General features: G+C 62.0%; 12 protein-coding genes. 1 reads left to right on the plus strand and 11 read right to left on the minus strand.

The features are described 5' to 3' along the window. Positions 1-77 precede the first annotated feature (77 nt). The 9 genes from murF to lgt form a co-directional block, all read right to left on the minus strand. Positions 78-1,439: a UDP-N-acetylmuramoyl-tripeptide--D-alanyl-D-alanine ligase gene (murF, locus tag Q4T40_10585; protein MDT8901690.1), complete on the minus strand. Its 1,362-nt coding sequence runs from the start codon at positions 1,437-1,439 to the stop codon at positions 78-80. Beyond that, complete coding sequence (locus Q4T40_10590; protein MDT8901691.1) at positions 1,439-2,926, minus strand: UDP-N-acetylmuramoyl-L-alanyl-D-glutamate--2,6-diaminopimelate ligase; 1,488 nt, start codon at positions 2,924-2,926, stop codon at positions 1,439-1,441. Before Q4T40_10590 ends, murF begins: the two co-directional genes overlap by 1 nt. A 166-nt stretch (positions 2,927-3,092) precedes the next feature. Further along, positions 3,093-5,228 (minus strand): stage V sporulation protein D, encoded by a 2,136-nt coding sequence (locus Q4T40_10595; protein MDT8901692.1) that lies wholly within the window; start codon positions 5,226-5,228, stop codon positions 3,093-3,095. Positions 5,229-5,253: 25 nt separating this feature from the next. Beyond that, positions 5,254-5,697, minus strand: a complete 444-nt coding sequence (locus tag Q4T40_10600; protein ID MDT8901693.1) for a cell division protein FtsL — start codon at positions 5,695-5,697, stop codon at positions 5,254-5,256. A 42-nt stretch (positions 5,698-5,739) separates the two neighbouring features. Beyond that, positions 5,740-6,672 (minus strand): 16S rRNA (cytosine(1402)-N(4))-methyltransferase RsmH, encoded by a 933-nt coding sequence (gene rsmH, locus Q4T40_10605; protein ID MDT8901694.1) that lies wholly within the window; start codon positions 6,670-6,672, stop codon positions 5,740-5,742. 12 nt (positions 6,673-6,684) lie between these two features. Next, positions 6,685-7,116 (minus strand): division/cell wall cluster transcriptional repressor MraZ, encoded by a 432-nt coding sequence (gene mraZ, locus Q4T40_10610; GenBank protein ID MDT8901695.1) that lies wholly within the window; start codon positions 7,114-7,116, stop codon positions 6,685-6,687. 358 nt (positions 7,117-7,474) lie between these two features. Then, on the minus strand, positions 7,475-8,296 hold the full coding sequence (locus tag Q4T40_10615; GenBank protein ID MDT8901696.1) for a polysaccharide deacetylase family protein: 822 nt from the start codon (positions 8,294-8,296) through the stop codon (positions 7,475-7,477). Between the two features lie 171 nt (positions 8,297-8,467). Next, entirely contained in the window at positions 8,468-8,926 is a 459-nt protein-coding gene (locus Q4T40_10620; GenBank protein ID MDT8901697.1) for a YbaK/EbsC family protein, read from the minus strand. Between the two features lie 13 nt (positions 8,927-8,939). Then, positions 8,940-9,713 carry a prolipoprotein diacylglyceryl transferase gene (gene lgt / locus Q4T40_10625; protein MDT8901698.1) on the minus strand — a complete coding sequence of 258 codons (774 nt, stop codon included), beginning with the start codon at positions 9,711-9,713 and terminating at the stop codon, positions 8,940-8,942. Between the two features lie 616 nt (positions 9,714-10,329). On the opposite strand from lgt, the gene Q4T40_10630 reads away from it, so the two are divergent. Beyond that, entirely contained in the window at positions 10,330-10,560 is a 231-nt protein-coding gene (locus Q4T40_10630; protein MDT8901699.1) for a DUF1858 domain-containing protein, read from the plus strand. A gap of 55 nt (positions 10,561-10,615) precedes the next feature. Here the strand turns inward: Q4T40_10630 and abc-f are convergent, their stop codons facing one another. Next, positions 10,616-12,241 carry an ABC-F type ribosomal protection protein gene (abc-f, locus tag Q4T40_10635; GenBank protein MDT8901700.1) on the minus strand — a complete coding sequence of 542 codons (1,626 nt, stop codon included), beginning with the start codon at positions 12,239-12,241 and terminating at the stop codon, positions 10,616-10,618. A gap of 242 nt (positions 12,242-12,483) precedes the next feature. Further along, positions 12,484-12,723, minus strand: a complete 240-nt coding sequence (locus Q4T40_10640; GenBank protein ID MDT8901701.1) for a FeoA family protein — start codon at positions 12,721-12,723, stop codon at positions 12,484-12,486. Positions 12,724-12,731 lie beyond the last annotated feature (8 nt).

Genomic DNA, 12,731 nt, shown 5'->3' on the forward strand with positions numbered 1-12,731 from the left:
AAGCGTACACGTTAGTACGCTGAGGATGGCATCCGAGGAGCAACGCCGGAGATGGACTTTCTAGGCAGCATCCCCTGTTATTTGAAGACCGATAACATTTTTTCCATCTTCATGCCTCGCGACCCTTTGACCAGCACCGTATCCCCCGGGCGGAGGAGTTTGCGGAGGGCTTCGGCGGCTTCGCCATGGCCTTCGCAGGCGACGGCGACCTTGACGCCGCCCGCGAGGGCGGCGGCGGCGATGTGGCGGGCCTGCTCGCCGACGGTGACGACGACTTCGACGCCGTTGTCGGCGAGCTGCTCGCCGACCTGGCTGTGGGCGGCGGCGGCGAGTTCGCCGAGCTCGAGCATGTCGCCGAGGACGGCGACTTTGCGGCCCCTGGCGACCGTGCCGAGGGTCTCGACGGCGGCCTGCATGGAGAGGGGGCTGGCGTTGTAGGCGTCGTTGATGACGGTGTAGGGGCCGAGGGTTTCGATGGCAAGGCGCATGGCGCTGGCCTGGAAGGTGGCGAGGCCGGCGTTGATTTCGTCGGGGCTGAGACCGAGTTCGAGGCCGACGGCGATGGCGGCGAGGGCGTTGTAGATGTTGTGTTTGCCGACGGCCGGCACGGTGACGGAGAAGTGGCCGCCGGGGTGGACGCAGTCGAAGGCGGTGGCGCGTTCGCCGGCGACGATGTTTTCGGCCCGCACGCCCGCTTCGGGGCCGAGGCCGTAGAGGACGACGCGGGCGGCGGTCTTGGCCTGCATGGCTCTGACGAGGGGGAGGTCGGCGTTGAGGATGGCGACGCCGTCGGCGGCGAGGGCTTCGACGAGTTCGCCTTTGGCGGCGGCGATGTTTTCGACGCTGCCGAGCACTTCGACGTGGGTTTCGCCGACATTGGTGATGACGGCGACGGTGGGAGCGGCGACGGCGGCCAGGCGGCTTATTTCGCCGCGGGCCCGCATGCCCATTTCGACGACGGCGGCCTGGTGGCCGGCGTCAAGGCCGAGAAGGGTCTGCGGCAGGCCGATGTCGTTGTTGTAATTGGCCTGGGTTTTGAGGACGCGCAGGCGGCCGGACAGCACGGCGGCGGTCATGTCCTTGGTGGTGGTCTTGCCGTTGGAGCCGGTGATGCCGACGACGGGGATGTCGAAGCGGCGGCGGTGGTAGCGGGCGAGATCCTGAAGGGCGGCGAGGGTGTCGGGCACGAGGATGGCAGTGGTTTTTTCGGGGACATAGGTCTCGCGGCCGGAGACGATGACGCCGGCGGCGCCGTTTTCGACGGCCCTGAGGATAAAGTCGTGGCCGTCGAAGTTGTCGCCCTTGAGGGCGATGAAGAGATCGCCGCGCTTGATGGTGCGGGTGTCGGTGGATACGCCGCCGAAGGTCTGGCGATGGACCGCGCCGACCAGCGTGCCGCCGGTGGCTTCGAGGATTTGGCTGACGGTGAACTCGGCCATCAGTTCAGCTCCTTGATGATTTCGCGGGCCACGGCCCGGTCGTCGAAATCGATGGTTTTGTCTTTGAGGACCTGGTAGGTTTCGTGGCCTTTGCCGGCGATGACGACGACGTCGTCGGGCTCGGCGATGCGGAGGGCGCGGGCAATGGCTGTGCGGCGGTCGACGATTATTTCGTAGCCTTTGGCGGCAGTCTGTTTTTCCTTGAGGCCGACCTCGACTTCGGCGAGGATGGCGGCCGGGTCTTCGCTGCGGGGGTTGTCGGAGGTGGCGATGACGATGTCGCCGTAGTCCATGGCCAGCCGTCCCATGATGGGGCGTTTGGTGCGGTCGCGGTCGCCGCCGCAGCCGAAGACGACGATGATGCGCCGGGTGGCGAACTGGCGGGCGGTGCGAAGGATGTTTTCGAGACCGTCGGGGGTGTGGGCGTAGTCGACGATGACGGTGTAGGGCTGGCCGGCGTCGACGAGCTCGAAGCGGCCAGGGACGCTGGCGAACTCTTCGAGGGCCTGTTTGACGACAGCCGGACTGACCCCTTCCACAAGGGCGGCGCCGACGGCGGCGAGGACGTTGTAGACGTTGAAGACGCCGGTGATTTTGAGGGCGAGGGGCAGGTCGCCGAACGGCCCCTTTACGGTGAAGGAGGCGCCGCGGGCCCTGACGCTGATGGCGGCGGCGGTAAGGTCGGCGGGGTTTTCGACGCCGTAGGTGAGCTGCCGGCAGCGGCAGGCGGCGAGCATGACGGCGGCGGCCGGGTCGTCGGTGTTGACGACGGCGGCTTTATTGCCTTTCGTCGCGCCAGGGGCCGAGACGAGGCTGAAGAGCTCGGCTTTGGCGGCGATGTAGTTTTCGAAGGTATGGTGGAAGTCGAGGTGGTCGCGGGTGATGTTGGTGTAGACGCCGGTGTCGAATTCGCTGCCGCTGATGCGGCCGAGGGCGATGGCGTGGGAGGAGACTTCCATGATGACGTGGGTGACGCCGGCGACGACCATGTCGGCGAACAGAGCCTGGAGGTCGATGACGTCGGGGGTGGTGTTTTTGACGGGGAGGGTTTTTTCGCCGATGACGGTGTGGATGGTGCCGATGAGGCCGACGCGGTACCCGGCGGCGCGCAAAATGGCGCGGATGAGGTGGGTGGTGGTGGTTTTGCCGTTGGTGCCGGTGACGCCGATAAGCCGCAATTTGCGGCTGGGATAGTCGTAGAAGTACGGGGCGATAGACAGCATGGCGGCGCGGCTGTCGGGGACCTTGAGGACGACGACGCCCGGGTCCACGGGGACGTCTTTGTCGATGAGGACGGCGGCCGCGCCCTGGCGGCAGGCGGCGGCGACGAAGTCGTGGCCGTCGGCTTTGGAGCCGGCGAGGGCGACGAAGAGGGCGCCGGGCTTGACGGCCCTGGAGTCGTAGGCGAGGGAGGTGATCTCCCGGCCGGCATCGCCAGTGATGTGTACGTCTTTGAGTTGTGCGGCGAGCTGCTGGATGGTTTTCATGGTAGCCTCCTACGGTAACTATAGGTCTCTTCTGCCGCAAGCGGTTCAGAGGTCCCAGATGCAAGGCGCACCGGAAGAGCGTGCCGCGCCGCGTACTCGGTTGCGTACGCAAGCAAGCGCTCTGAGGAGCAACGCCGCAGATGGGGCCTATCAACCGCTTGCCCTGTTATGGGGCTTTTATAGTAGTATTACCTGAATTACCAATATTAGCCGGCTTCTCCTGGAAATGCACCGTCACCTTACTGCCTGAGGGAGCTTTGCCGCCGGGCGGCGGGTCCTGACGGTCGGCGACGCCGCCGCCGCCTTCCGGCCCGATGAGGAGGCCGAGTTCGGCGAGGAGGGCGGTCGCTTCGCGGAGGGTGAGGCCGGTAAGGTCGGGAATGGTGATTTCACCGTCGCCATACCGGGGGGTCCGGGTGTAGAGGAGGATGCTGGCGCCGGCGGGGACGCGGCTTGAGGGTTTGGGAACCTGGTCGGCGACCCGCTCCCCTTCTTCCTCGACCCTGGCGGCGAAGCCGGCCTGCCGGAGCTGGCTGACGGCGTCGGCGACGGGGAGGTTGATGACGGCGGGGACGGTGAGGTGGGTTTCCTGGTCGTGCTTACCGGTCGGGGCGATCTTGGGCGCGATCTGGAGGTATTGGAGGATGTCGCGCATTACGGCGCCGAAGACGGGGGCGGCGATGAGGCCGCCGTAGTATGGCCCTACAGGTTCGTCGATAATGACGAGGAGGGCTATCCTGGGACTGTCGGCGGGGGCGAAGCCGACAAAGGAGGCGACGTAGCGCCCCTGGGCGTAGCCCCTCTCCCCCACTTTCTGGGCGGTGCCGGTTTTACCGGCGATGCGGAAGCCTTCTATGTAAGCGTTTCTGCCTGTTCCTTCTTCAACAACTTTTTCCAAAATTCCTTTTACGGTTTGAGCGGTATTGGGGTCGAGCACTCTGGCGACCGGGTCTGGGGCGAAGGCGCGGGTGACGCGGCCGTCTTTGTCGTGCACTTCCCTGACGATCTGGGGTCTGAGGAGCTGGCCGTCGTTGGCGATGGCGGCGGCGGCGGTGATGAGCTGGATAGGGGTGACGGCGATGCTCTGACCGATGGCCATGGTGGCGATGTTGATGGGCTTGACTTTGGCGTGGTCGACCATGAGGCCGCGGGCTTCGCCGGGAAGGTCGACGCCGGTGGGTTTGTTGAAGCCGAAGGCGGCGATGTGGCGGTAGAAGGCGTCGGCGCCGAGCCGCAGGCCGACGTTGACGAAGCCGACGTTGCAGGAGTTTTTGACGACTTCGACAAAGCTCTGGCTGCCGTGGCCGCCGTGGCGCCAGCAGTGGATGTGCCGGCCCTGGACCTCGACGGCGCCGGGGTCGAAGAAGCGGTCCTCGGGGTGGACGACTTTTTCGCCCAGGGCGGCGGCGGTGGTGATTATTTTGAAGGTCGAGCCCGGTTCGTAGGCGTTGGAGACGATGTTGTTGCGCCACAGCTTGGGGCTGAAGGAGGCGAAGGCGTTGGGGTCGTAGTCGGGTTTGTTGGCGAGGGCGAGGATTTCGCCGCTGGCGGGGTCGACGGCGATTATGCTGACCCGCTGGGCCTGGGTTTCACGCAGGACTTTTTCGAGTTCGCGTTCGACGATCTGCTGGATGACGGTGTCGATGGTGAGATAGATGTTCTGGCCGGGAACGGGCGGGACGTAACGGTGGGTGGCCTGGGGTATCTCCCGGCCCCGGGCGTCGTATTCGATGACCACGGCGCCGGGGCGGCCGCGCAGGTAGCCGTCGAAGGTAAGTTCCACGCCGTCGAGTCCCTGGCTGTCAATCCCGGTGAAGCCGAGGACGTGGGAAGCGAGGCTGCCCTGCGGGTAGTGGCGGCGGTTTTCCTGGGTGAGACCAATGCCGGGCAGGCCAAGCCTGCGGACCGCGAGGGCGGTGTCGGGCTCGACCTTGCGTTTGACCCACATGAAGGATTGGCGCTTTTTGAGTTTTGCGGCCAGGTTTTCCTGGTTCAATGTCAAAATAGCAGCCAATCTGGCTGCTGTTTCCTCAGGATTACGTATTTCGGCGGGGATGGCGTATACCGACTCGCTGCTGACGCTGACAGCCAGTTCGCGGCCGTGGCGGTCGTAGATGACGCCGCGCCTCGCTTCGACGGGTATTTCCCTTACCCGTTGGTCGGTGGCGCTTTCCGCAAGCCAGGGGCTCCGGTAGGATTGTAGATAGACGAGGCGGCCGGCGAGACCGGCCATGATTAGGACGACGAACAGAAAGAGCACCGCCGCCCGTTTGCGGATGGTGACGTGCGACGCAGATACCACGCGCTTCCTCCCCCCATCGGTGAGTTTAGCGCCTTTTGCTCGCCTCCGCTTTGTTTAGTCCGAGCATGCCGACCACTTTGCCGCTCTTTTCGCCGGCCACTTTGACGGCGGAGGACGGGGCGGCGGTCGCGTAGTAAGTGTTTTGCGGGGTAACCATGCCGAGTTGTTTGGTGGCGATCTGCTGGATGCGCTGCGGCGATTTAAGTTTGGCGATCTCCAGGCGAAGAAGTTCGTTCTCCCGCTCCATTGTGGCGGCCTGGGCTTTCATTTCGACAAGGTCGTAGCCGGTCCGCACCATCACGGCGCTGTGCATGGTGATGAGCATGGCGAGGGCGGCGGCCAGCAGTACGAGCTGCAAAAATTGTTTCCTGAGGCTCGGATAAGGCCGCGGTTGCGCTATGGCTACGGCGAGCGGGGCCCGTTCGGGTTCCGGCGGCTGCACCCACTCTTGCTTGCGATTCACTAACATAGTATTTGCCCTCCCTGGAGATTAGAACATTATCTTCCCTGATTATACCTTTTCCGCCACCCTGAGTTTGGCGCTGCGGGAGCGGGGATTGGCCTCCAGCTCGGCCGGCGATGGGGGGACCGGCTTGCCGAGGGCCTTGACTTTGGGGGTGTTGCCGCAGACGCAGACGGGGAAGTCCTTGGGACAGAGACAGCCTTTCGCCAGGTCCTGGATAGTCTGTTTGGCGATGCGGTCTTCGAGGGAGTGAAAGGTGATTACGCATAACCGGCCACCGGAGACGAGCCTGAGAGCGGCTGTTTCGAGGGCGGCGCGAAGGATGCCGAGTTCGTCGTTGACGGCGATGCGGATGGCCTGGAAGGTCCGTTTGGCGGGATGGGGGCCTTCGCGGCGGGCGGCCGCGGGGATGGCCTTCTTGATTGTTTCCACGAGCTCGCCGGTGGTGGCGAGTGGGCGGCGGACCCGTTCGGCGACGATGGTGCGGGCAATTTTTTTCGCCCAGCGTTCTTCGCCGTAGTCGAAGATTATTTTGGCGAGACGGTCTTCGTCCCAGGTGTTGACGATTTCACTGGCGGTGAGGGCGTCGCTGGGGTTCATGCGCATGTCGAGCGGGCCGTCGTGCATGTAGGAAAAGCCGCGTTCGGCGACGTCGAGCTGATGGGAGGAGACGCCGAGGTCGAAGAGGATGCCGGTGGCGGCCGGTACGCCGAGGTCGTCGAGGATGGCGCCAAGGCCGGAAAAATTGCCGTGGACGGCGGTAACCCGGCAGGAAGCATTCCGCAGCCGGGCCTGGGCGGCCTGGAGAGCCGCCGGGTCTTGGTCGATGCCGATGAACCAGGCCTCGGGACTGAGGCGCCCGGTGACGGCCGCGGCATGCCCGCCGCCCCCCAGGGTGCAGTCCACGTAGATGCCGGCCGGGTCGGTGACCAGTGCGGCGACCGTTTCTGCGAGAAGTACGCTTGTGTGTTGAAAGTCCATGTATGCCTCCGGCTAGATGCCGAGGTCCACCAGGTTTTCGGCGATGGTGGCGACTTCGGGGCCGATTTTGGCGTTGTATTCGTCCCAAGCCTCTTTGCCCCAGATTTCGATGCGGGTCGACACGCCGATGACGACGACGTCTTTGTCGAGTTTGGCGTGCTCCCTGAGGTTGGCGGGCAAGAGCACCCTGCCCTGCTTGTCGGCTTCGAGCTCGGCGGCTCCGGCGAAGAAGAAGCGGACGAAGGCGCGGGCCTCGGGTTTGGCGAGCGGCAGTTGCTTGAGCTTGTTCTCTAGGATGGCCCACTCTTCGGGGCTGTATACGAACAGGCAGTTGTCAAGGCCTTTGGTGGCAATGAACTTTTCGCCAAGGTCCTCGCGGAACTTGGCCGGGAAAATGAGGCGCCCTTTGTTGTCGATGGTATGGAGGTATTCCCCCATGAACATGGCCTCATCACCACCTCGGTGGATTTTTCAACCACTTTACACCACAATCCACCACTTTTATTGTTTTTTTCTCGACAAACTGAAAAAATCCTTTATATTTTTGAAGGATTTTTTTGCTTTTATTATTTGTTTGGGGCGTTTTACTTTAACAAATAAGCGCCAGACACAAGATGTTGTGGCGGCGCAACACACGACCCCTATATATGCGAGCTGACAGCTGACATATGGGCAAAAATAATTTTTAAATTTTTCTTAAAGCAGGCCCCAAAACCTGATAAGTAATGGCTTTGAGGGCGGTTTCCCCCGGTTGAATAATAGCCGGGGCAATTTAAAAAACCGCTGCCGAGTGGCAGCGGTTTCAGTATCGTGTGCCGAGACGCTCCAGCAGGGGCGCGGCGGTGATCCGGTAGTAGAAGCTGCGGAAGGATTTGCCGCTGTGGTAGAGGGGGATGCGTTCCAAAGCGTAGGGGTCGCTGTCCAGGCCGACCTGGCCGTAACGGATGGTGAAGGCGGCCCGGTAGCCGGCCTTGCGGACGGCTTCTTCGACCTTGAGGCTGTAAGCGCCGGTGGGATAGGCGATGTAGCGTGGCCTGACGCCGAGCTGGCGCTCGATTTCGGCGGCCGATTCGGTAAGTTCGGCGTTAAGTTCGTCGGCGCGAAGTTTGGTGAGGGGCTTGTGGTTGACGGTGTGGGAGCCGAAGACGAAGCCGTTTTTGTGCATTTCGCGCACCTGGTCCCAGGTAAGGTAACGGTTGTCGTGGCCGACGAGGCCGGTGACGATGAAGATGGTGGCGGTAAAGCCGTATTTCCTGAGGATGGGGTAGGCGTTGACATAGTTGTCGCCGTAGCCGTCGTCGAAGGTGATAAGGACAGGTTTGCCGGGCAGGGCGCGGCCGTATTTGAGGTAGGCCATGAGTTGGTCGGGGGTGATGGAGTGGTAGCCGTTTTCGGCCAGGTAGCTGATCTGGTGTTCGAATTCGGCGGGCGTGAGCGAGAGGCTGTGTTCGAAGTTGTCGACTTTATGGTAGTTGAGGATGGGGACGTCGGTGAGGTCGGCCGGCAGGTAACGGCGGCCGGCGACGGCCCTGGAGCCGGTGACGGCGGAGGCGAGGAGAACGAGGAGCAACAGGGCGGCCAGGCACGCGGGAATTATGCTTTTTTTGAAGTAGCCGGTGTACATGCCTCTCCCCTCCCCCCAAGTTTCATCTCGAAAACAAGGGAATTCGTTAAAAAATCCATCTACGGCGTTGCTCCTGCGGGCGCTTGCTAGCGTACGCCCGAGTACGCGTCGCTGCACGTCCTCGGTGCGCCTTGTATCTGGAGCTTTTTAACGAATTCGTATAAACCAATGTTATTTACAGACGTCTATTACGGAAGCCCCCGTTATTTCCTTTAATCGGTCCGGGCTGACGGGCAGGGCGGAATTGGCCGTCCCGGCGGCGGCGTAGACGATGTCGAAGTCCCACAGGCTGCGGTCGAGGTAGAGGGGCACGCCGGGGAGGATGCCGACGGGGGATACGCCGCCCGGCGGGAAGCCGGTTTCGTTCAGGACGGTTTCGGCGTCGGCGAATTTGACTTTCCTGGCGCCTAGTTCACGGCCGAGGGCTTTGACGTCGGTTTTCTTGTCGCCGCAGGTGGTGAGCAGCACCGGCCGGCCATCGGCGAGGAAGCAGAGCGTTTTGGCGATCTGGGCGGGGGTTACGCCGAGGGCCTGGGCGGCGAGCTCGGAGGTGTGGGTGCTGCTGTCGAAGAGGATGATTTCGAGGTCGGGGAACTGGCTGAGGAATTGTTTGACGCGTTCGAGGGGCAAGACGGGTACCTCCTTATTGTTCCTCCGCCCGGGGACGGCGGCCGCCTAGGAGCAGGCCGAGGGCGGCGACGGCGGCCAGGACGCTGAAGATTTGGGCGAGGCCGATGCCGAGAATGGTTTCGCCGTCGAGGCGCAGGCCGGCGAAGTAGTAGTGCCCGGCCGAGTAGAGGATGATGTATGTGAGGAAGATGGCGCCCGGCCGGAAGCGACGCAGGACCCGGCCGGCGGCGAGGAGCGCGAGCAGGAGGAATAGGTTCCAGCCTGATTCGTACATGAATACGGGGTGGAAGAAGTCGAATTGTTCGTAGCCGGCCGGTCGGAGGGCGTAGTCGATGTAGACGCCCCAGGCGAGGTCGGTGGGGGGACCGAAGGCTTCCTGGTTGAAGAAGTTGGCCCATTGGCCGACGGCTTGGCCGCAGGCGAGGGCGGGGGCGGCGAGGTCGGCCCACTCCCAGAAGGGGATGCGCCGCCGCCGGGCGTAGATGTAGAGGACGAGGATGAAGGCCAGCAGGGCGCCGTGGATGGCCAGCCCGCCCTGCCAAAGACAGAGGCTGTCGAGCGGCCGGTCGCGGTAGAGGCTCCAGTTGGCGGCGACGTAGTAGACGCGGGCGCCGATGACGCCTGCGGGCACGCTCCAGAAGAGGAGGTCGACGACGGGCTCGACCGGCCGGGACTGGCGAGCGGCCTGCCAAAGGAAAACGAGGAAGGCGGCCGTAACGGCGACGGCGATTATCAGCCCATACCAGTAGAATTGCAGCGGTCCCAGGGTGAACGCTATTTTGCCCATTGTTCAAAGTCACCTTTTTCGCTCGGCCGGATTCGTCCCTGGAGGGTCCGATTTTCCGATAGTGTAATTTTAACTCCTGGGCAAAAAAATTACTAGCTTTTTGACGTATAATTGTGTCGGACTGAGCCATAATAACAGCGAGGGTTCGTAATGGTCGAGCCAAGATCGGTATCGGATCCTGCGCCGGGTTCGGTATCGGTCGGCCAAAGATTGGTGTCAGGTCTGTCGGGCTTGGCATCAGTCGGCGGGCAGATCGCTGTGTGTCTTGTAAGGCTGTACGGTAGCCCAACTGTTGCCGTGTGGTCAAAAGGGATGTGCAGCGGTCGAGCTAAGACTGCCAGGGGTTCCGTAGATCTTCCGGGAATCTTGCAGGGGTCTGCCGTTGTCGGGAGATTGCGGCAGGTTTCGTAGGTATCCCTGGCAGTCGAGCAAAGGTCGGTGTTGGTTGTGTAATGCTTGTGCGTAGCCGAAAGGTTGCGTATAGGTATGTAGTGATCAGCATCGGCTGTAGCGTAGATCATTACGGGCTCTCTTCATTTTCCCGCTATGAAACTTTCTTCCTTTTGTGGTATAATGTCCTTGCGTTGACAAACTTGTCCCGAAAGGAGGAACATCGATGGTCATTGACAAGAGCATGAGCATCGTAGATGTGGTTCAGAAATACCCGAAAACCGTGGAGGTTTTCCGCAGCTACGGTATGGGTTGCCTGGGCTGCGCCGCCGCCCGCTTCGAGAATATCGAACAGGGCGCGACCGCGCACGGCATCGACGTTGAGGCGCTGATCGCCGACCTGAACAAGGCGACGAGCGAGGGCTGCGGCGGCGGATGCTGCAACTGCGGCAGCTGATAAGGCGAACGAAAAAACAGGGTGATTAACCCTGTTTTTTTTTTTTTTGCGTTTTTTATGCCTTCATCATCGGCAGCAGTTCGCGGTATTCCTTTTCCAGCCTGGCGGCTTCTTCCTTGTCCCCGGTCACCGATAGTCTGGCGAGGATAGCCGACAGTCGGTATTCGAGGACCATTCGGCTTTCGGTGGCCGCAGCCCGGTTTCGTTCATCCTCGTGTTCGAGGTATTGGCGGTAGTTGCCGGGGAAAAGGCGCAGCTTTCCGGAGTCGATGATAATGAGACTGGTTGCTATTCTGTCGATAAGCTGCCGGTCGTGGGAGACGAACAGCATCGTGCCCCGGTATTCGGCGAGGACTTCTTCGAGCGCCTCCATGGAGGATAGATCGAGATAATTGGTCGGCTCGTCGAGCAACAGGAGGTTGGCGCCGCCGGCGATGATCCTGGCGAGGCTTACCCTCGCCCGTTCGCCGCCGCTGAGGACGCGGACGGGTTTGAAAACGTCCTCACGGCGGAAGAGCAGGCGCGCCAGCAGGCTGCGGACGTCGCCCTCGTTATGGACGCTTCCGGCCATGACATTGGCGAGGATGGTGGCTTCGAGCTCGAGATCGTCCATTTCCTGGGCAAAGTAGCCGAGTCGTGCGTTGGGCGACACCCATACGGACGACTCGCCCCTGAAAATCATGTTGAGCAGGGTGCTTTTACCGCAGCCGTTGCCGCCACACAGCGCTGCCTTCTGGCCGTTAGCGAGGCTGAACGCGGCGTCTTCGAATATAACCCGGCCGCCGAAGCGTTTGGTGATCCCGTCGCCACGAACAACGATTTTGCTGTAAAGGCCGCCGGTATTTTCGAAAGCGAATGAGGCTGGCGTGCTTTCCCAGGGCTTTTCCGGTACCGTCAGTTTTTCGAGCCGAGTCTCCAGAGCTTTTACGGCTTTATCGAGGGTCGCCTTGGCTTTCTGGTTGCCCATTTTGTGCAGCCTGGCTTCGGAGTTCCCCATTCTGGAGGGGGTTTTTCTCGTAGAGACCGAACGGGCTGCACGGTCGGCAATCGCGCTTTGCAGGCATTTCTTTTTTTGGACGTACTGCTCATAGTCCCGCCGCTGTCGTTTACGGACGTTTTCCTTTTGGGCAAGGCAGGCGGCGTAGTTGCCGGGGTAGACAGTGAGGCGGCCGTTTTCCAGTTCCCAGATGGTGGTGCAGACGGTGTCGAGGAGCCGGCGGTCGTGAGAGACGAGGACGAGCGCGCCTGGGAAAGCCCGGAGTTTCGCCTGCAGGATCTCCCGGCCGTCTAGGTCGAGGTTGGCCGCCGGTTCGTCGGCCAGCAGCAGCGGCCGATCTTCGCCGAGAGCGACGGCGATTTTGTAGCGGGCCAGTTCGCCGCCGCTCATGAAGGGCGCATACTGCCGGCTGACGGACAATTCGCCGGCTACGGCCGGGTCCGGTTGCCCGCCTCCCGGCACGGTGTGATCCAGCTGGGGAATATAGGCGACAGGGCAGTTGCGGTGAACGTACCCTTCGTCAGGCTGGCTTTCGTCGGCCAGGATGGCGAGCAGGGTCGATTTGCCCGCGCCGTTGCGGCCGACAAGCCCGATCTTTTCGCCCTGGTGTATTTTTAGACTGTCTATTTCGAGGAGACGGCGGTCTTGGGCGTATGTGACGATGTTTTTCAGTTCCAGCAACAAAAAAGACCCCTCCTTTTTGGGAGAGGACGGGCAATAGACAAACGGGCGTGAAAAAACATGGTCTATCGCCAATCCTCTTTAGAATCGCAGCCGAGCACAAGTTAACACTCCTGCCTGAAGCAGGGTTCCGGTGCCCACTGAAATTGCTAAAAAGAATTGTTAGATCATGTCTGCTCCTTTCCAGCCCGTTGTGATGCTTTCATTATACCCGGCGGCAGCGGGCTGCGCAAGGGTAAAAGCTGTCACACAGGAGTATTAGGGACGCCGACGAGAATACCGGCGGCGATTTTTCGGTCGATGGCCAGACGGGTGTTGCCGACGGCAAGCACGTAAACAGGGAAGATCTGGAGGATTTGGATGTCCGTTCCCGGCAGGATGCCGAAGGCGAGCAGCCTGGCCAGGTCCCGGCGGCCGGCGGGCAGGGAGGCGACGGTTGCCTTTTGCCCGGCGCGCAGGCGGGTGAGCGGCATTTGTTTCCCCATTGTTTCCC

The sequence above is a fragment of the Selenomonadales bacterium 4137-cl genome, assembly GCA_032334055.1.
In the GTDB taxonomy this organism is placed as follows: domain Bacteria; phylum Bacillota; class Negativicutes; order Sporomusales; family UBA7701; genus Anaeroselena; species Anaeroselena agilis.

Bases quoted from the DNA above. Each gene is read 5' to 3' on its own strand.
- murF (MDT8901690.1), bottom strand. From the start codon at position 1,439: ATGGCCGAGTTCACCGTCAGCCAAATCCTCGAAGCCACCGGCGGCACG.
- Q4T40_10590 (MDT8901691.1), bottom strand. From the start codon at position 2,926: ATGAAAACCATCCAGCAGCTCGCCGCACAACTCAAAGACGTACACATC.
- Q4T40_10600 (MDT8901693.1), bottom strand. From the start codon at position 5,697: ATGTTAGTGAATCGCAAGCAAGAGTGGGTGCAGCCGCCGGAACCCGAA.
- rsmH (MDT8901694.1), bottom strand. From the start codon at position 6,672: ATGGACTTTCAACACACAAGCGTACTTCTCGCAGAAACGGTCGCCGCA.
- mraZ (MDT8901695.1), bottom strand. From the start codon at position 7,116: ATGTTCATGGGGGAATACCTCCATACCATCGACAACAAAGGGCGCCTC.
- Q4T40_10615 (MDT8901696.1), bottom strand. From the start codon at position 8,296: ATGTACACCGGCTACTTCAAAAAAAGCATAATTCCCGCGTGCCTGGCC.
- lgt (MDT8901698.1), bottom strand. From the start codon at position 9,713: ATGGGCAAAATAGCGTTCACCCTGGGACCGCTGCAATTCTACTGGTAT.
- Q4T40_10630 (MDT8901699.1), top strand. From the start codon at position 10,330: ATGGTCATTGACAAGAGCATGAGCATCGTAGATGTGGTTCAGAAATAC.
- Q4T40_10640 (MDT8901701.1), bottom strand. From the start codon at position 12,723: ATGGGGAAACAAATGCCGCTCACCCGCCTGCGCGCCGGGCAAAAGGCA.